This is a genomic window from Klebsiella sp. RHBSTW-00484, from assembly GCF_013705725.1.
Taxonomy (GTDB): Bacteria; Pseudomonadota; Gammaproteobacteria; order Enterobacterales; family Enterobacteriaceae; genus Klebsiella.
Genome location: NZ_CP055481.1, coordinates 2,120,135 through 2,138,970, shown reverse-complemented (window position 1 = coordinate 2,138,970; position 18,836 = coordinate 2,120,135). Strand labels below are relative to the sequence as shown.

General features: G+C 57.9%; 16 protein-coding genes. 7 read left to right on the top strand and 9 right to left on the bottom strand.

What is annotated here, in order from left to right; all coding sequences use genetic code 11:
• Positions 1-5: 5 nt before the first annotated feature.
• The 4 genes from HV213_RS10220 to HV213_RS10205 are packed head-to-tail and all read left to right on the top strand — an operon-like array spanning position 6 to position 5,895.
• On the top strand, positions 6-2,291 hold the full coding sequence (locus HV213_RS10220) for a DUF5682 family protein (protein WP_181485613.1): 2,286 nt from the start codon (positions 6-8) through the stop codon (positions 2,289-2,291).
• Positions 2,291-3,427, top strand: coding sequence for a vWA domain-containing protein (locus HV213_RS10215; RefSeq protein WP_181485612.1), 1,137 nt, complete (start codon positions 2,291-2,293; stop codon positions 3,425-3,427). Before HV213_RS10220 ends, HV213_RS10215 begins: the two co-directional genes overlap by 1 nt.
• Positions 3,424-5,418 carry an SWIM zinc finger family protein gene (locus HV213_RS10210; RefSeq protein WP_181485611.1) on the top strand — a complete coding sequence of 665 codons (1,995 nt, stop codon included), beginning with the start codon at positions 3,424-3,426 and terminating at the stop codon, positions 5,416-5,418. The genes HV213_RS10215 and HV213_RS10210 overlap by 4 nt, the downstream gene beginning before the upstream one ends.
• A 15-nt stretch (positions 5,419-5,433) precedes the next feature.
• On the top strand, positions 5,434-5,895 hold the full coding sequence (locus HV213_RS10205) for a YehR family lipoprotein (RefSeq protein WP_181485610.1): 462 nt from the start codon (positions 5,434-5,436) through the stop codon (positions 5,893-5,895).
• A 105-nt stretch (positions 5,896-6,000) separates the two neighbouring features.
• Here the strand turns inward: HV213_RS10205 and HV213_RS10200 are convergent, their stop codons facing one another.
• From HV213_RS10200 to HV213_RS10185, 4 genes are read right to left on the bottom strand one after another with little or no spacing between them, the layout of a single operon-like run.
• Positions 6,001-6,468: a YehS family protein gene (locus HV213_RS10200; RefSeq protein WP_181485609.1), complete on the bottom strand. Its 468-nt coding sequence runs from the start codon at positions 6,466-6,468 to the stop codon at positions 6,001-6,003.
• A gap of 54 nt (positions 6,469-6,522) precedes the next feature.
• The gene (locus tag HV213_RS10195) at positions 6,523-6,846 is read right to left on the bottom strand and encodes a hypothetical protein (RefSeq protein WP_181485608.1); all 324 of its coding nucleotides are present in this window, start codon (positions 6,844-6,846) and stop codon (positions 6,523-6,525) included.
• Between the two features lie 23 nt (positions 6,847-6,869).
• Entirely contained in the window at positions 6,870-7,589 is a 720-nt protein-coding gene (btsR, locus tag HV213_RS10190) for a two-component system response regulator BtsR (RefSeq protein ID WP_112213122.1), read from the bottom strand.
• Positions 7,583-9,271, bottom strand: coding sequence for a sensor histidine kinase (locus tag HV213_RS10185; protein ID WP_181485607.1), 1,689 nt, complete (start codon positions 9,269-9,271; stop codon positions 7,583-7,585). The genes btsR and HV213_RS10185 overlap by 7 nt, the downstream gene beginning before the upstream one ends.
• 210 nt (positions 9,272-9,481) lie before the next feature.
• Here HV213_RS10185 and HV213_RS10180 point away from each other — a divergent pair, with 210 nt between their 5' ends.
• Together HV213_RS10180 and HV213_RS10175 are read left to right on the top strand one after the other, a co-directional pair.
• Positions 9,482-10,222, top strand: coding sequence for a MerR family transcriptional regulator (locus tag HV213_RS10180; RefSeq protein ID WP_181485606.1), 741 nt, complete (start codon positions 9,482-9,484; stop codon positions 10,220-10,222).
• Between the two features lie 336 nt (positions 10,223-10,558).
• A complete protein-coding gene (locus HV213_RS10175) occupies positions 10,559-10,672 on the top strand; it encodes a protein YohO (RefSeq protein ID WP_004103838.1) in 114 nt (37 codons plus the stop codon).
• On the opposite strand, the gene HV213_RS10170 is transcribed toward HV213_RS10175, so the two are convergent.
• From HV213_RS10170 to bglX, 5 genes are all read right to left on the bottom strand, one after another.
• On the bottom strand, positions 10,647-11,384 hold the full coding sequence (locus tag HV213_RS10170; protein ID WP_181485605.1) for an ABC transporter permease: 738 nt from the start codon (positions 11,382-11,384) through the stop codon (positions 10,647-10,649). The genes HV213_RS10175 and HV213_RS10170 overlap by 26 nt on opposite strands.
• A complete protein-coding gene (locus HV213_RS10165) occupies positions 11,368-12,315 on the bottom strand; it encodes an ABC transporter ATP-binding protein (RefSeq protein WP_181485604.1) in 948 nt (315 codons plus the stop codon). The genes HV213_RS10170 and HV213_RS10165 overlap by 17 nt, the downstream gene beginning before the upstream one ends.
• Positions 12,308-13,468, bottom strand: a complete 1,161-nt coding sequence (locus tag HV213_RS10160; protein ID WP_181485603.1) for an ABC transporter permease — start codon at positions 13,466-13,468, stop codon at positions 12,308-12,310. Before HV213_RS10160 ends, HV213_RS10165 begins: the two co-directional genes overlap by 8 nt.
• Positions 13,469-13,475: 7 nt before the next feature.
• Entirely contained in the window at positions 13,476-14,393 is a 918-nt protein-coding gene (gene osmF, locus HV213_RS10155) for a glycine betaine ABC transporter substrate-binding protein OsmF (RefSeq protein ID WP_181485602.1), read from the bottom strand.
• Between the two features lie 167 nt (positions 14,394-14,560).
• The gene (bglX, locus tag HV213_RS10150; RefSeq protein WP_181485601.1) at positions 14,561-16,858 is read right to left on the bottom strand and encodes a beta-glucosidase BglX; all 2,298 of its coding nucleotides are present in this window, start codon (positions 16,856-16,858) and stop codon (positions 14,561-14,563) included.
• A 194-nt stretch (positions 16,859-17,052) separates the two neighbouring features.
• Here bglX and dld point away from each other — a divergent pair, with 194 nt between their 5' ends.
• Positions 17,053-18,795 (top strand): D-lactate dehydrogenase, encoded by a 1,743-nt coding sequence (gene dld, locus HV213_RS10145; RefSeq protein WP_181485600.1) that lies wholly within the window; start codon positions 17,053-17,055, stop codon positions 18,793-18,795.
• The last annotated feature ends 41 nt before the right edge of the window (positions 18,796-18,836 follow it).

Below are 18,836 nucleotides of genomic sequence, written 5' to 3'. Positions count from 1 at the left end.
CACGCATGCCTGAGCAGCCGTTAATTATCGGCGTTCGTCATCACAGCCCGGCCTGCGCCAGGCTGGTGAAGGAACAGATTGAACAAACGCGTCCGCGCTACGTATTGATTGAAGGCCCAGCGGATTTTAATCATCGGCTGGATGAGCTGTTTTTACCTCATCAGTTGCCCATCGCCATCTACAGCTACTGCCAGCATCAGGACGGCGGCACGGCTGGGCGCGGTGCCTGGACGCCGTTCGCTGAATTTTCTCCGGAATGGCAGGCGCTGCTGGCCGCACGCGCAACCGGGGCGCACGTCCGATTTATCGACCTGCCGGTGTGGGCGCAGAGTGAGGACGATGAAGAAGTCCCTGACGCTCGCCGCGCCGATGACCAGCAGCGCCTGCTTCAGGCCAGCGGGATGGAGAATACCGATACCCTGTGGGATCACCTGTTTGAAGACGAAACCCAGCGCGCTGACCTGAAGCAGGCGCTGGAGACTTACTTTATTCGTCTACGCGGCGACGAAAGCGGTGGTGGAAACAATCACCAGCGCGAAGCCTTTATGGCCCGCTGGCTGGCGTGGGCGATGGGGCAAAATGACGGCCCGGTAGTGGTGGTGTGCGGCGGCTGGCATGCCCCGACGCTTGCCACGCAATGGCGAAATTGCCCGGCGCAAACGCAGGAGCCTGAATGCCCGCCTTCGCCGACGCCCGATGCCATCACCGGCTGCTATCTGACACCCTACAGCGAAAAACGGCTGGACGTACTGGCTGGCTATCTTTCCGGAATGCCCGCGCCGGTGTGGCAGAAATGGTGCTGGCAGGTCGGTCAGCAGCAGGCCGGTGAACAGCTGCTAAAAACCCTTCTCACCCGTTTACGCCAGCGTCGCCTGCCCGCCTCCACGGCGGATCTCGCCGCCGCCCACCTGCGCGCCATGGCGCTGGCGCAGCTTCGCGGTCACGCCCTGCCGCTGCGTTGCGACTGGCTTGATGCCCTGGCGGGGTCGCTCATTAAAGAGGCGCTGAACGCCCGGCTGCCGTGGAGCTATCGCGGCGTGATTCATCCGGATACCGACCCGATCCTGCTGACCATGGTCGATGCGCTGGCAGGTTCTGGCTTCGGCAAGCTGGCGTCGGGAACACCGCAGCCGCCGCTGCCGCTGGATGTGGAGCGCGAGCTGGCCCGGGTCGGTATTACCCTGTCCGGTAGCCTGACCCTCAACCGCTTTGAACCCGGCGAGCTTGCGAAAAGTCAGGTACTGCACCGGCTGGCCATTCTTGATATTCCGGGGATCCAACGTCGACAGGGCAGCGCAATGACGCTTTCCGGCGACGGCGAAGAGTGCTGGTCGCTGTTTCGTCCGCTGGAACAGCATGCCGCGCTGATTGAAGCCGCCCGCTACGGTGCCTCCCTGGCGGAGGCCGCTCGCCAGCGGCTTGAAGTGGATATGCTGGACTCCAGCGGCATCCGTGGCCTGGCCGCCTGCCTGAGCCAGGCGGCGCTGGCGGGGCTGTCCACCTTCAGCCAGCAGATGCTGGATCAGCTGGCGCAGCTTATTGCCGGGGAGAGCCAGTTCGCCGAAATGGGCCCGGCGCTGGAGGTGCTTTACGCCCTGTGGCGTCTGGACGATATCAGCGGTATGCAGGATGCCGTGGTGCTGCAAACCACGCTCTGCGCGGCGCTTGACAGGACGCTATGGCTCTGCGAGTCCAGCGGCGTTGCCGAAGAGGCGCAGTTTCATGCCCATCTGCATAGCTGGCAGACGCTGTGCCATATTCTGCGCGATATGCAAAACGGCAGCGTTTTACCCGGGGTGTCGCTCAGTGCCGCCCTGGCCTTATTTGAACGGCGTATGAGAGCGTTCGATGCCGCCCCGCTCGACCGCGGCGCGGCGCTCGGCGCACTGCTTCGCCTTGAGCATCCCGCAGCGACTGCTGAAGCGGCCCTGACGTTATTGGCGCAGTTGCCGTCGCAGCGGCTGGGGGAAGCTGTGCACGGTATGCTGGCGCTGGCCCGCCATCAGTTGGCCAGCCAGCCCGCGTTTATCGCCGGGTTTAGCGGGTTGCTTGCCCAGTTGGCGGATGATGAATTTATTCTCGCCCTGCCGGATTTACGCGCAGCGATGGCATGGCTGCCACCGCGCGAACGCGGCGCGCTGGCGCGTCAGGTACTCGATCACTATCACATGACCATGCTGCCGACGCATGTGCTTCAGGCACCGATCCCCTGTTCGCCGGAACGCTTTACTCGCCATCAGCAGTTAGAACAGCAGGCGCTGGCAGCGCTACAGCACTGGGGAATTCGCTAATGCATACACTATCCGATCTTCTGACCACCCGTGAACTCCAGCGCTGGCGGCTGATTTTAGGCGAAGCCGCCGAGAACAGCCTTGGCGGGCTTGATGAACGCGCCTGCCAAATGGACCAGGCGCTGGAGTGGCTATATGGCCGCGATCCTGAACGCCTACAGCGCGGCGAACGCCAGGGCGGGCTGCAGGACTCGAACCTGACAACACCTGAGTGGATCAACGCCATCCATACGCTTTTTCCGCAGCCGGTCATCGAACGACTCGAGAGTGATGCGGTGCTGCGCTATGGCATTGATGAAGTGGTAACTAATCTGGAGGTGCTGGAACGCATCGAGCCTTCCGAAAGCCTGCTGCGTGCGGTGTTGCATACCAAACATTTGATGAACCCGGATGTACTGAACGCCGCCCGCAAGCTGGTGCGCCAGGTGGTCGAGCAAATCATGGCCCGGCTGGCAAAAGAGGTTCGCCAGGCCTTTTCCGGCGCGCGCGACCGTCAGCGTCCCTCGCGCATCCCGCTGGCGCGCAATTTCGACTTCAAAAACACTCTGCGCGCTAACCTGAAGCACTGGGACCCGCAGCGCGGCAAGTTGTACATTGAATCACCGAAGTTTATCAGCCGCATTAAGCGCCATAGCGAGAAATGGCAGCTGGTTTTGCTGGTCGATCAGAGCGGTTCGATGGTGGATTCCGTTATCCATTCCGCCGTTATGGCGGCCTGTTTATGGCAACTGCCGGGTATCCGCACTCACCTGGTGGCATTTGATACCAGCGTGGTCGATCTCACCGCCGACGTCGCCGACCCGGTGGAGCTGCTGATGAAAGTTCAGCTTGGCGGCGGCACCAATATCGCCCAGGCGGTGGAGTATGCCCGGCAGCTCATTGAACAGCCGCAAAAAAGCGTCATCGTGCTGGTGAGCGATTTTTTTGAAGGCGGTGCGACATCCCTGTTGATTCGCCAGGTGAAGCAAAGCGTGCAAAGCGGTATCAAAGTCCTCGGGCTGGCAGCCCTAGACAATACGGCATCGCCCTGTTATGACCACGAGATGGCTCAGTCTCTGGTGAATGTTGGGGCGCAAATCGCCGCGATGACCCCCGGTGAACTGGCTGCCTGGCTGGCGGAGAATTTGCAATCATGATCCCTTTACGCCCTGAATTACTCGAGCTTACGCAGCAGGCGCTGATGGCGCTGAGCAATGCCGGGTTCGTTAAACGCAGTATCAAAGAGCTGGATAGCGGTAATATCCCCGAGCTGGAGCAGGATGATGCTGGTACGCTCACCGCTCTGTTTAACGATGGAGTCCGCACCCGGCTGGCAAAGGACCAGGCGCTGAAAGAGTCCAGTTGTACCTGCGGTGCCAGCGGCATGTGCCGCCATCGCGTGATGCTGGTGCTGAGCTATCAGCGCGCCAATGTCAGCGACGACGTACCCGAAGAGGCGGCGGAAAATACCGAGCGCTGGCATCCTGGATTGTGGCAGGAAGAGCTGGCGACCCTACCCGACGCCGTCCGTAAGCGGGCGCAGCAGTTAGCGGATAAAGGGTTAGCTGTGGAACTGTTCTGTTTACCTGGCGAAATGCCTTCGGCAAAGCTGCCGATGAGCGATGTGCGTTTTTACTCCCGCAGCAGCATCCGCTTTGCCCGCTGCGATTGTGTGGAAGGGTCGCTATGCGAACATGTGGCGCTGGCGGTACAGGCGTTTACCGACGCCGAAGCCCAGCAGCCCGGCTTTACTCATCTGGTCTGGCAAACCCGCAGCCACAAGGTGGCCGCCAGCGGGGGTCCGTTTGATACCCCGGAGGGCGAAGCCTGTCGGCATAGCCTCCAGCAGCTAAGCCACCTTCTGTGGCAAGGCGGTATCAGCCAGCCGCCGATCAATCTTGACGCCGCGTTTACCCGCGCACAGCGTGCGGCGCAAGCGGCCAACTGGCGCTGGGTCGTCGGAGCGCTTGACGAGGTTCGCCAGAGCGTCGATGCGTTCCAGCAGCGTGCCAGCTATTATCACCCCGCGCAGCTACTCGCTCAGCTCGCCGGTCTTAACGCCCGCCTTGAGAGCGCCGGGCACATGGCGCAACTTGCCGTTCCGCCTCTGCCGTGGCGCACCATCGTCGGTCTGGGCGTTGCCGGTGAGGCTCAGCTCGACCACGTGCGGCTTATCTCTTTAGGCATGCGCAGCTGGCAGGATAATCGCCAGTATGGTTTACGCATCTGGTTTAGCGATCCTGACACCGGCAGCATCCTGCATTTATCGCGCAGTTGGCCGCTGGCTGAACGGGTGCAAAGCCCGGCATGGCTGCGTCGCCTGTTTACTTTTCAGGCCGGGGCGCTGGCGGGCGGGCAAATCATTTCCCAATCGGCGCGCCGTAACGCCAACGGCGAACTGCTGCTGGGCACGCGCCACCGCCTGAGCAGCAACGTTCCTCTCAGCCCGGATGCCTGGCTTATGCTCAATGCGCCACTGCGCCAGCCGGGCGTGGCGGCGCTGCGCGAATATCTGCACCAGCGCGCCCCGGCCTGCGTACGTCCGCTCAACCAGGTGGATAATTTATTTATTTTGCCGATTGAGGCGTGCCTTGCCGTGGGCTGGGATGCGGCGCGGCAAACGCTGGATGCGCAGGTTATCAGCGGCGAGGGGCAAGATAATCTTCTGCATCTGTCGCTCCCCGCTTCCGCCAGCGCGCCTTATGCCGTAGAGCGAATGGCGGTGCTGCTGGGGCAAGAAGACGATCCGGTGGTGATGGTTTCCGGGATGGTCACGTTTAGTCATGGACAGCTCACCCTGGAACCGCTGGTGATGATGACCCGCTCGCGGGCATGGGCGCTGGATGCCGAACCACACCCCGCAGGGCCGTTGCCCGCCGCCGATTTATCCCCGGCGGTATCTCAGACGGGATTGCTTTTACAGCGTTGCCAGGAGGTGTTAATCCAGGTCCTGCATAATGGTCTACGCTACCAACAACAGAACCTTTTTCGCGAAGCGAGTACGCTGGCCGATGAACTGACGGAGCAAGGCTTTAACCAGCTGGCTCGTTTGCTGCGCCAGCTGCATGAGAATAAATCAGCCACACCAGACAACACATTGAATACGTTATCTTTACTCTATCTACAGCTGCAAATGGCACAATATTAAACAAAGGGAATCGTTATGCAATTCAACCGTAAGATCGTCACTATCCTGAGCGCAACCGTGTTGCTGGCGGCGCTGGTCGGCTGCGATAACAAAAAAGACGAGGTTAAAGCCTTTAGCAACACCATGAACGGCGTTGAGCTGACGTTCACCTATCACTACAAAGGGGACATCGTGACGCGTCAGGATGCGGACAACACCATTCCTTATAAATCACTCGGAGTGACTAACGAAGAGCAGGCGCGCAAGATTATCGACCCCATCGGCGCGGCTTACGGCAGCATTAAAGGCGTCACGCACAAGGTGGACTATAAGGAGAGCTACGCACAGGAGCATCTCTCCATCGACTTTAATCAGGTCAAAATCAGCGACCTGTGCAAACTGCCGGGTGCTAGTTTTACCGATTGCGAGCAAAAGTTTATTTCGCTTAGCGAGTCGGAAAAAATGCTGACGTCGCAGGGATTTAAAGAGGTGAAATAACGTCAATTCCCGGCTTGCGCTGCGCTGAGCCGGGCTACAGGTTTACAGTTGTCTGCGGGCCGGTAGCCCGGCTAAGGCGTTTACGCCGCAAGCCGGGGAAGCATATCAGGATTTCGCGTGCGCGCGTTCGGTGAGGCCGCGCAGGAAGTAGCGCAGGAACTGGTCACCGCATTCGCGGTAGTTTTTATGGTCCGGCGCGCGCATCATGGCGGTGATCTCCGGCATTGAAACGCGGAATTTCTGCTGGGTGAGAATAGCGAGAATATCATCGGTCTTCAGGGAGAAGGCGATACGCAATTTTTTCAGCACGATGTTGTTATTCACCCGACGCTCAACCGCCAGCGGCGGCGCTGATTCATCTTTACCGCGTTTGTCGTAAATCAGGCCGTTGAGGAAGTTCGCCAGCACGATGTCCGGGCAGCGCGCAAACCCTTCTTCGTCTTCTTTTTTCAGCCACGGTACCAGTTGCTCTGCACTCACCGGCGCATCTGCCAGAGTAAAAATGCGCACCAGGCCGTTATTGTTGGTTTTCAGGATGTAGCGCAGGCTACGTAGAATATCGTTGCTTACCATAATACCTTCGGTTTTCTCAGATGGCGAAGGCAAAGTCTATCACGTTCCGGCAAATTATAACCCTAGCCAGAAAACGATAATATAAGCGAACAATGCCGCAGCCAGCGCCGTCAAAAAAACCCATCCACCGTTGGTGCGCAAGGGAGACCAGGGGATTGATACGCCACATATGATGCTTATTGGGAATATCCAGATGCTATGAAGCATCAAGATGACCAGCACCCAAAGCTCTTTATTTATCAAACACCAAAGAAATAGCATTCCAGCTGCGCATACGGCACCCAACAGGCTATAGCAGAACATCGCCACACCTTTTAGTACCCCTTTATCCGTTTCGCCGGATAATGCCGTGTCCGAATTGCTTTGTGAGTCACCCATAAAAATCCTTTTTAATTAGTGTATTACAGCCCAATCGCCTCTTTCAGGCTTTTCAGATAGCGGCGGCTGACCGGCACCGTTTGCCCGGCGCGCATCAGCAGTTCCGCCTGCCCGTTCTCCTCCAGGCGGATCTCCTTAAGGTGGGCCATATTGACCAGATACTGACGATGACAGCGCAGCAGCGGCGTTCGGTTCTCCAGCGTGCGCAGAGTCAACTCGGTAAATCCCTCTTTACCTTCGCTATCGGTGACGTAAATACCGCTCATTCGGCTGCTGACAAACGCCACGTCTTCCATTTGTAATAACCAGATCCGGCTGTGGCCGGTGCAGGGGATATATTTTAGCGCCTGCTGGGTATCGTCGAGGACGGTCATATCCTGCAGGCTGCGCTCATGGCGCAGGCGGGCCAGCGTTTTCTCAAGCCTCGTGGACTCAATCGGCTTGAGCAAATAATCAAACGCATGCTCTTCGAACGCTTTCACCGCGTACTCATCAAAAGCAGTAAGGAAGACGATATAAGGCCGATGTTCCGGGTCGAGCATGCCGACCATTTCGAGGCCGCTGATCCGCGGCATCTGAATATCCAAAAACAGCACGTCCGGGCGCAGTTTATGTACCGCGCCAATTGCCTCTACGGCATTCCCGCACTCGCCGACGATCTCAATATCAGGCTGGGTCTCCAGCAAGATACGCAGATTTTCACGCGCCAGCGGCTCGTCGTCGACAATTAAAACTTTTAACATGCGTTCCCCTCCAGAGGCAGTCGCAGCGTAACGCGGGTAAAACACTCCGGTTCGCAGGTGACGGTTATTCCGCAATCGGAACCGAAGCGCGCCCGCAGTCGTCGGTCAACCAGGTTCATTCCCAGCCCGCTGGCGCTGGGTTTATCCTGGTAAAGCCCGGCGTTATCTTCAATATCCAGCTGCAGCCAGCGCTCATATTGGCTCGCGCGAATGGTGATTTCGCCGACGCCAAGGTGCTGCGAAGTGCCGTGTTTAATCGCATTTTCGACTATCGGTTGCAGGGTAAAAGCCGGAAGATGATGCTGCGCCAGCGCCTCGGGCACCAGCATTTGAATCTGTAAATTGGCCTGAAAGCGGGCTTTCTCAATCTGCAAATAGGCGTTCACATGTTCGATTTCATCCGCCAGGGTGACGATTTCCGCTGGCCGTTTCAGGTTTTTGCGAAAAAAGGTCGACAGATATTGCACCAGTTGTCCGGCCTGGTCGCTGTCGCGGCGAATCACCGCCTTTAGCGTATTCAGCGCGTTAAACAGGAAGTGCGGGTTCACCTGAGCGTGCAGCAGCTTAATCTCCGATTGGGTCAGCAGCGCCTTTTGCCGCTCATACTGACCGGCCAGAATCTGCGCTGACAGCAGCTGCGCAATCCCCTCCCCCAGCGTGCGGTTGATAGAGCTAAACAGCCGGTTTTTCGCTTCATACAGCTTAATGGTGCCGATGATCCGCTGATTCTCACCGCGCAGTGGAATAACCAGTGTGGATCCCAGCTTACAGTTGGGATGAATCGAGCAGCGATAAGGCACTTCATTGCCATCGGCATAGACCACTTCGCCGGTATCAATCGCCTTCTGGGTATACAGGGAAGAGATCGGTTTGCCGGGCAGATGGTGATCGTCGCCGATCCCGGTAAACGCCAGCAGCTTGTCGCGATCGGTGATGGCCACCGCGCCGATATCCAGCTCCTGAATAAGCACCTGCGCCACCTTCATGCTGTTCTCTTCGTTAAACCCCTGGCGCAGTATCCCTTCCGTTGAGGCGGCAACCTTCAGCGCCGTAGCCGAGAACGCCGAGGTGTATTTCTCAAACATCGCCCGCTTATCCAGCAAAATGCGCATAAACAGCGCCGCGCCGACGGTATTGGTGACCATCATCGGCGCGGCAATGCTCTGCACCAGATGCAGGGCATCCTGAAACGGACGGGCGATCAGCAGGATAATCAGCATCTGCACCATTTCGGCAACGAAGGTGATAGCACCAGCGGTCAGCGGGCTGAAGACTTTATCCGGCCGCCCGCGTTTCACCAGAATGCTGTGTACCAGGCCGCCAAGTAGCCCTTCAACAATGGTGGACACCATACAGCTTAATGCCGTCATGCCGCCCATCGAGTAGCGATGCAGCCCACCGGTCAGCCCGACCAGCCCGCCGACAACCGGGCCTCCGAGCAGGCCGCCCATCACCGCACCGATGGCGCGCGTATTGGCGATCGAGTCTTCGATATGCAGGCCGAAATAGGTGCCCAGAATGCAGAAAATGGAGAAGGTAACGTAGCACAACAGTTTGTGCGGCAGGCGGACGGTGACCTGCATTAAGGGGATGAACAGTCGCGTTTTGCTCATCAACCAGGCAATGACCAGAAACACGCACATCTGCTGAAGCAGCAGCAACACCAGATCAAACTCGTACATACCCGCAGACCACACTTCACTTGAAAGCGCGTAACATACACTGCCTGCTTATAACTTTCTTTGAAGCAATACAAGAAAATGATAATTCACGGGCGAGATCACACTTCTTGCCGTTACGCTCGGCAGAGCCTGTATAAAAAAAGAGCAATATTTTCCCCTTCAGCAAACTGCTTCTACAGTTAATAGAGGAGAACACGGCGGGAGGAGAGAATGGCGCTTTATACAATTGGTGAGGTCGCGCAGCTTTGTGACATCAATCCCGTGACTTTACGCGCCTGGCAACGGCGCTACGGATTACTCAAACCCCAGCGTACCGACGGCGGGCACCGATTATTTAATGAGTTCGAGATAGACCGCATTCGTGAGATTAAGCGCTGGATTGATTCTGGCGTGCAGGTGGGGAAAGTCAAAACGCTGTTGATGGATAACGAGCAGGAGATCGCCGATGGTTGGCGCGAGCAGCAGGAGATCCTGCTAGGGTTTCTACAAAATGGTAGCTATCACCGTTTGCGCCTGTGGCTTAAAGAGCGCAGCCGCAGCGAATCTGCACACATCCTGATCAAGCACCTGATTAATCCCCTACGCCAGCGCCTGTTGAGCCCGCAACCAACGCTGCTGGCGCTACGAGGTATTCTTGACGGCATTCTTATCAATCATGTCGCCCGAAGCCTGTCATCTGCTGCCAAACAGCCGGGTAGCCATGCGCTGGTGATTGGCTGGAATATTAACGATCTTACCCGGCTTTGGCTGGAAGGCTGGATAGCCTGCGAGCAGGGCTGGCAGGTTGATATCCTCGCTCATTCGTTGACCCAGATTCGCCCGGAGCTTTTCCCCGACAGCACGTTGATGGTCTGGTGTGGTAATGTTCCCGCCAGCGCTCAGCAAGAGCAAATGCGTCTTTGGGAGCAGCAGGGCCAGGTTATCTGGCTCAATAACTCTGCAGCATCATAGGCGCATATTTTCCCGGAGGCGGCGCTTGACGCGCCTTGTCCGGGCTACTAAACCCAGACCGCATGCAGTAGCGCGCTTCCGATTGAGCACGGACCCGTAGCCCGGTCATACAGCAGCGCCACCGGGAGGGATAATCGCAGAGGATTGAGAGCAGCGGAAATCCCGGAGGCGGCGCTCGACGCGCCTTGTCCGGGCTACCCAATCCAGGCCGCACGAAATTGTAGCCTGGCTAAGCGCAGCGCGAGCCGGGTTATTGTCGTAGCTAAAAAGCAATTAATGTTTCATTAACACCTGCGCTTCACCGTATAATCTCCGCGTTAACATCAGGAGCCTATTATGAAGCCAGCGAAAATTGCGGTTATTACCCTATTCTTATTTATGGCGATCAGTGGGATCGGCGGCGTGATGCTGGCCGGTTACTCGTTTATTGTTCGCGGCGGTGTCGGCTGATTCGTCGGTTCAGCCGTTCAAAACAGCGGTCGACGATAATCGCCGCCAGCGCCACCAGCAGCGCCCCCTGAATGACATAAGCGGTATTAAACCCGCTCAGACCGATAACAATCGGCGTGCCGAGCGTGTTCGCTCCCACCGTTGAGGCGATGGTTGCCGTACCAATATTGACGATGGTCGACGTGCGGATACCGGCCAACATCACCGGCGCCGCCAGCGGCAGCTCCACTTTTATCAACCTCTGCCAGCCGCTCATCCCCATCCCCTGGGCGATCGTTACTACCCCAGATGGCACCGCCCCAAGCCCGGCCAGCGTCCCCTGCAAAACCGGCAATATGCCGTATAGCGCCAGCGCAATCAGCGCGGGCTGCCAGCCAAATCCCATCACCGGCACCGCAATCGCCAGCACCGCCACCGGCGGAAATGTTTGCCCCATCGCAGCAATCGTCTCCACCAGCGGGCGAAACTCCTGGCCCGCCGGACGCGTCACCGCAATCCCGGCCCCGACGCCAATAACCGTCGCTGCCAGGCTGGAGAGCGCCACCAGCCAAAAGTGCGCCAGGGTCAGTGAAACAAAACTCTCCTGCTGATAGACCGGACGCGGCAGCTCGGGAAACAGCGTGCTGAACAGCGGCGCGCTGTAGGGCAGCACCAGCAACAGCGCGATAAACATTCCCGTTAGCCACAGCAGCGGATCACGCAGAACTTTCACGCCGAGCCTCCTCGCGCAGCAGGTCGGCAAAATGCAGCGTCCCGCAAGCCTGCCCCTGCTCATCAACCACCGGCAGCACTTCGCGGCGATGGGCAACAAACTGCGACAGCGCCTCGCGCAGGGTCATCGCAACATTTAGCGCATCGCCCGCCAGGCGCTCATCCCGGCGCAGATAATCACCGACGCCGCGCAGCGACAACAGGCGCACGCCCAGTTCGCTGCGGCCAAAGAAGGTCTGCACAAAGGCATTTTTCGGCTCGAGCAGCATCTGCAACGGTTCGCCCTGCTGCACTACTTCGCCGCCGTCCATCAGCACCAGATGATCCGCCAACCGCAGGGCTTCGTCGATATCGTGGGTCACCAGCACAATCGTTCGCCCCAGCAGGCGGTGAATGCGGATCATCTCCTGCTGTAGCGCTTCGCGCGTCACCGGGTCGAGCGCACCAAAAGGTTCATCCATCAGTAAAACTTCCGGATTGGCCGCCAGGGCGCGCGCCACGCCGACGCGCTGCTGCTGACCGCCGGAAAGCTGGTGTGGATAGCGCTCGCGCAGACCAGGCTCCAGCCCCAGCAGCGCCATCAGCTCATCAACCCGCGCCTGTGTTTTCTGCCGAGACCACTTTTGCAACTGCGGAACGGTGGCGATGTTCTGCGCCACCGTCCAGTGAGGAAACAAACCAATAGACTGGATGGCGTAGCCCATCCTGCGGCGCAGCGCCAGAACCGGCTGCTGGCGAATATCCTGCCCGGCGAAACGGATCGTGCCGCTATCATGCTCCACCAGCCGATTGATCATCTTGAGCGTGGTCGATTTACCCGAGCCGGAGGTGCCAATCAGCACCGAAAATGCCCCTTCACGCAGATGCAGATTAAGGTTTTTAACCGCAGGCTGTCCGGCAAAGGCTTTGTTGACGCCGTCGAACTCAATCACGGGCCTCTCCTTTCAGTAATGCGCCCCACAGCGCGAATAGCGCATCCACCACCACCGCCAGCGCGATGGTCGGGATCACCCCCAACAGTACCAGGTCCAGCGCGCTGCTCAGCAATCCCTGGAAGACCAGCGCGCCAAAGCCGCCCGCGCCAATTAACGCCGCCACCACCGCCATGCCGACGGTTTGCACACTCACCACCCGCAGGCTGCGCAATAATACGGGCAACGCCAGCGGCAACTGCACCAGGCGGAAACGCTGACCGCTGTTCATCCCCATCGCCACGGCGCTTTCCAGCGCTTCGCGCGGCACCTGTTGCAATCCGGTCACTACTCCGCGCACCAGCGGCAAGAGCGCATACAGCACCAGCGCAATCAAAGCAGGCGTCATGCCGGTGCCTGAAACACCAAGCTGCGCCATCCACGGGAACTGGCTGGCTAATCCGGCAAGCGGCGCGATCAGCAGGCCGAACAGCGCCACCGAGGGAACGGTTTGAATCACGTTGAGAACGGCAAAAACCGGGGATTGCCAGCGGGGATGCCGCCAGACCCAAATGCCAATGGGCAACCCAATCAGCAGCCCTGGCAGCAGGGTGCCAAACAGCAGCGTGAGATGCTGATACAGCGCATCGTCAAAAACATCCTGGCGGTTGAAGTACTCTTTAAGTAGCGACAGGCCGTCCAGTGCGCCCAGCCACAGCAGCAGTCCGGGCAGCAGCCAGATTTGCGCATTCAGCAGCCAGCGCCAAAGCGTGCGCGGCGTCAGGCGGCGAACGGCGTCACTAGCGATCAGCAGACAGAGCGCCAGCGCCAGCCACAGACCGCTTCCGGGTGAAGTTCGGGCTAACGGTGAACCGCTACGCGCCAGTTCAACCGCCGCCTGACCTGCGCCCCATAGCAAAAGCGGCAGCAGCAGATCCGCCAGCAGAAAGATAAACAGTAGAGGGAGACGTCCAGGGCGCCAGCACAGGAAAGAAATCAACAGCGCCGCCGCCACTTGCACACCCGCCAGTGACGGCCAGACCTGCCATAGCCAGCGCCCCTCGCCGGATAATAGCCGGTTAGGGGCATAATTGATAAACGGCAGCGCCATCACCAGCAGCAGCAGTAAAAACGACAGCAGCAACGCAACGCGGTTATAACAACGAATCGTCACGCGAGTTCTACTTCAGCAGCCCTTTTTGTTGCAGATAGTCGGCAGCGACTTTCTTCGCATCCAGGCCCTCCACCGCAATACTTGCATTCAGCTGCTGTAGCGTTTTTTCATCAAGGCTGGCGAATACCGGCTGTAACCATTCGGCTATCTGCGGATATTCCTTTAACACCGCTTCACGCACGACGGGAGCTGGAGCATAAATCGGCTGCACGCCCTTCGGGTCGCTCAGAGTTTGCAGCCCCAGCGCGGCAACCGGGCCATCGGTACCGTAGGCCATCGCCGCATTTACACCGGAAGTTTGCTGTGCCGCCGCCTTGATGGTGACCGCCGTATCGCCACCCGCCAGCGACAGCAGTTGGTTTTGCTTGAGGTTAAAGTCGTAGGCTTTTTCAAACGCCGGCAGCGCGTCCGGGCGTTCGATAAATTCTGCCGAGGCGGCCAGCTTAAACTCGCCGCCCTTTTGCAGGTAGCTGGCAAGGTCGCTTAATGAGGTGAGGTGATTTTTCTCCGCCAGGTCCTGGCGCACGGCGATAGTCCAGGTGTTGTTGGCCGGAGCCGGGGTCAACCAGATGAGTTTGTTCTTTTCCGCATCCAGCTTTTTGACTTTCTCATAGCCCTGTTGCGCATTTTTCCACGCTGGGTCGTTCTCTTGTTTGAAGAAGAATGCGCCGTTGCCGGTATATTCCGGATAGATATCCAGCTCACCGGCAGTGATTGCCCCGCGCACCACCGGCGTGGTGCCGAGCTGGACTTTGTTGACGGTCTTTACCCCGTGGTTTTCCAGCACCTGCAAAATAATATTGCCGAGCAGCGCCCCTTCGGTGTCGATTTTCGAGCCAACCTTCACCGGCTCTGCCGCCTGCAACGGCAGGCTTATCAGGGCCGTCAGCGCCAGCGCACCTGACCATTTGCTTGCCTTTATCATCCCGCATCCCTCATTAATTTGCGCTCCATTTACAGGAGCTTAAGAGAAAAGCTTAGTTCATTTGGGGCGTCGAGGAAAAAAGAAAAGGCCGATTAATCGGCCTTTAGGATAACGGAAAGCATGTTCCCGGGTTGCGGCTAGCGCCTTACCCGGGCTACAAATCGCAGTTACAGCAGCTCAAATTCGCTCTGCTTAACGCGGGCGGAATCGACACCAATAAAGACGTTGAATTTGCCCGGTTCGGCATCGTACTTCATCTGCTGATTCCAGAACTTCAGCGCATCAAGCTCAATCGGGAAGCTGACGGTTTGCGTCTCACCCGGCTTGAGCGTCACCTTCTTAAAGCCGCGCAGCATTTTCACCGGACGACTCATGGAAGCAGTGACATCCTGCAGATAAAGCTGAATTACCGTAGCCCCTTCGCGCTTGCCGGTGTTGGTCACCTGCACGCTGGCGGTCACGCTGCCGTCACGTTGCATGGTCGGTGCTGACATTTTCACGTCGGAAACGCTAAATGTGGTATAGCTCAGGCCGTAGCCAAACGGATAGAGCGGGCCGTTAGCCTCGTCAAAATAGCGCGAGGTGTACTTGTTCGGCTTATCGGCATTATAAGGACGACCGGTGTTGAGATGGCTGTAGTAGGTTGGGATCTGTCCGACCGAGCGCGGAAAGGACATCGGCAGCTTGCCCGACGGGTTATAGTCGCCGAACAGCACATCGGCGATCGCATTTCCGCCTTCGGTACCGGCAAACCAGGTTTCCAGCAGGGCATCAGCCTGCTGATCCTCTTTCACCAGCGCCAGCGGACGACCATTCATCAGCACCAGTACCAGCGGTTTGCCAGTGGCTTTCAGCGCGCTAATCAGGTCACGTTGGCTCTGCGGCAGCGTGATGTCGGTGCGGCTGGAGGCTTCATGGGCCATGCCCTGCGCTTCACCCACCACGGCAACCACTACGTCGGACTGCTTCGCCACTGCTACCGCTTCATCAATCATCTCCTGAGGCGAACGCGAGTCGACCTGCACCGCTTTCTCATACAGATTGAGGAAGTCGACGATGCCTTTATCGTTGGTGACGTTAGCGCCTTTGGCATAGATAACCTTGCCTTTATCGCCCAGCGCGTTCTGGATGCCGGTCAGCACGGTTACCGACTGGTCGGCAACGCCCGCCGCAGACCAGCTGCCCATCATGTCGCGTTTGCTGTCGGCCAGAGTGCCAATCACCGCGATAGTGCCCGATTTTTTCAGCGGCAGCGTGTCGAGACGGTTTTTCAGCAGCACCAGGCTTTCGCGCGCCACTTCACGGGCTTCTTTGCGATGCAGACGGCTTTCAGCATTGGTGTCCTCTGGATCAGACTCTTTCGGCCCCAGATGGCTGTACGGGTCGTTAAACAGGCCCATATCATATTTAACGTTCAACACGTGGCGGGTGGCGTCATCCAGCTCCGCCATTGTTACCTTGCCTGATTTCACCAGCTCTGGCAGGTACTTGCTGTAGTATTCGTCGCTCATGCTCATGTTGATGCCGGACTTCAGCGCCACGCGCACCGCGTCTTCCGGGTCGGACGCCACGCCGTGTTTGATAAGCTCCTTGATGGCCCCATGGTCAGACACGGTGATGCCCTTAAAGCCCCACTGGTCGCGCAGCACGTCCTTCAACAGCCAGGCATCGGAGGTCGCCGGGGTGCCATTGAGCGAGTTCAGCGCCACCATTACCGCCCCGCTTCCCGCATCCAGCCCCGCTTTGTACGGCGGCATATAGTCATTAAACAGGCGCTGCGGGCTCATATCGACAGTGTTGTACTCTTTGCCGCCCTCAACCGCGCCGTAGGCGGCAAAGTGCTTGACGCTGGTCATCACTGAATACCTGTCCGCCGGGCTTTTCCCCTGCATCGACTCAACCATCGCCCGGCCCATCACGGTGGTCAGGTAGGTATCTTCCCCGAAGCCTTCTGAAGCACGGCCCCAGCGCGGGTCGCGGGAGACATCGACCATCGGCGCCCAGGTCATATTCAGGCCATCGTCAGCGGCTTCATAAGCGGAAACTCGCCCGACGGTGTTGACTGCATCGAGGTTAAAAGAGGAGGCCAGGCCAAGGCTAATCGGGAAGACGGTGCGCTGACCGTGCAGCACGTCATAGGCGAAGAACAGCGGGATTTTCAGGCGGCTGAGTTCCATCACCTGATCCTGCATGGTGCGAATATCATGGCGGGTGACGGTGTTAAATATCGCCCCCACCTGACTCTCTTTAATCATGTCACGGATAGCTTCTTTCGGGTTATCCGGTCCGACGCTAATCAAGCGCAGCTGACCGATTTTTTCATCCACCGTCATTTTAGTCAGCAGATCCGTCACAAACGCATCCCGCGCCTGCGGCGTTAAGGGATGATTGCCGAACAATTCATCCGCCAGCGCGGGTTGCAGCGCCAGACTCACAGCGACGCCTACAGTACAGAGCCATTTCATTTTTATCCCTCATTGTTCCAGTCGGATATATCGGCGAAAAGATAGCAAAAACCGAAGTTTGCCATAAACATAAACGAGACGCCTGGAGAAAGCGCGCGTTATTCTCTGATTTTTCGAAACATTGATGCATCAAATTGTCATACAAAGGGCTATTCTTATTTTTGATAATTTTGTACCACCACAAGGAGTGGAACATGTCATCTGCAACAACAAATAACAACGCCTTTCTGGCAGAACTCACCCGCCTGGTTGGTTCTTCGCATCTGCTGACCGACCCGGCTAAAACGCAGCGCTATCGCAAGGGGTTCCGCTCCGGCCAGGGCGAGGCGCTGGCGGTGGTCTTCCCCGGCACGCTGCTCGAACTGTGGCGCGTGCTGAGCGCTTGCGTCACCGCCGACAAAATCATTTTGATGCAGGCCGCCAATACCGGGCTGACCGAAGGCTCAACCCCCAGCGGCAATGATTATGACCGCGAAATCGTTATTATCAGCACTCTGCGTCTGGATAAACTGCATCTGCTGGATAAAGGCGAGCAGGTGCTGGCTTACCCCGGCACGACCCTGTATTCGCTGGAAAAAGCGCTGAAGCCGTTTGGTCGCGAGCCGCATTCAGTGATTGGCTCGTCATGCATCGGCGCGTCGGTGGTTGGCGGGATCTGTAACAACTCCGGCGGATCGCTGGTGCAGCGCGGCCCGGCCTATACCGAGATGTCGCTGTTTGCCCAGATCGATGAAAACGGCAAGCTCAGCCTGGTCAACCATCTGGGTATCGATCTGGGCACCACGCCGGAGCAGATCCTCAGTTGCCTTGATGACGAACGGGTTAAAGATGAGAACGTGCGCCACGACGGCCGTCATGCTCACGATCATGATTACGTCACCCGCGTACGCGACGTGAATGCCGATACCCCGGCGCGCTACAACGCCGACCCGGATCGCCTGTTTGAATCTTCAGGCTGCGCCGGAAAGCTGGCGGTATTCGCCGTACGCCTGGACACCTTCCCGGCAGAGAAACGCCAGCAGGTGTTTTATATCGGCACTAATCAGCCGGACGTGCTGACCGAAATTCGCCGCCATATTCTGGCGGAGTTTAATAACCTGCCGGTAGCGGGCGAGTATATGCACCGCGATATTTACGATATCGCCGAGCAGTACGGCAAAGATACCTTCCTGATGATCGACAAGCTCGGCACCGATAAAATGCCGTTCTTCTTCACCATGAAGGGCCGTACCGATGCGATGCTGGAGAAAGTTTCGCTGTTTAAGCCGCACTTCACCGACCGCTTTATGCAAAAGCTGGGACACGTTTTCCCGGCACACCTGCCGGAGCGGATGAAAACCTGGCGCGATAAATACGAACACCATCTGCTGCTGAAGATGGCAGGCGATGGTATCGAAGAGGCTCAGACCTGGCTTGGCGAATATTTCAAAAACGCCGAGGGCGATTTCTTTGCCTGTACCGCGGAAGAAGGCAGCAAGGCTTTCCTGCACCGCTTCGCCGCAGCGGGCGCGGCAATCCGCTATCAGGCGGTTCATGCCGATGAAGTGGAAGATATTCTGGCGCTGGATATCGCCTTGCGGCGTAACGATACTGAATGGTTCGAGCATCTTCCCGCCGAGATCGACGGTCAGCTGGTTTATAAGCTTTATTACGGTCACTTTATGTGCCACGTTTTCCATCAGGATTACATCGTGAAAAAAGGCGTCGATGCCCACGAGCTGAAAGAGAAAATGCTGGTTCTGCTCAAAGAGCGCGGCGCTCAGTATCCGGCCGAGCATAACGTCGGTCATCTTTATGAAGCGCCGGAAAGCTTAAAACGCTTCTATCGCGAAAACGATCCCACCAACAGTATGAATCCGGGGATCGGTAAAACCAGTAAGCAAAAATACTGGGGCGAAACGCCGGATAACGCCGCGAGCACGACCGAACCGCAATAATCCGCAAGAGGGACTGTTCAGCCGCGGGGCTTCTGTATTAC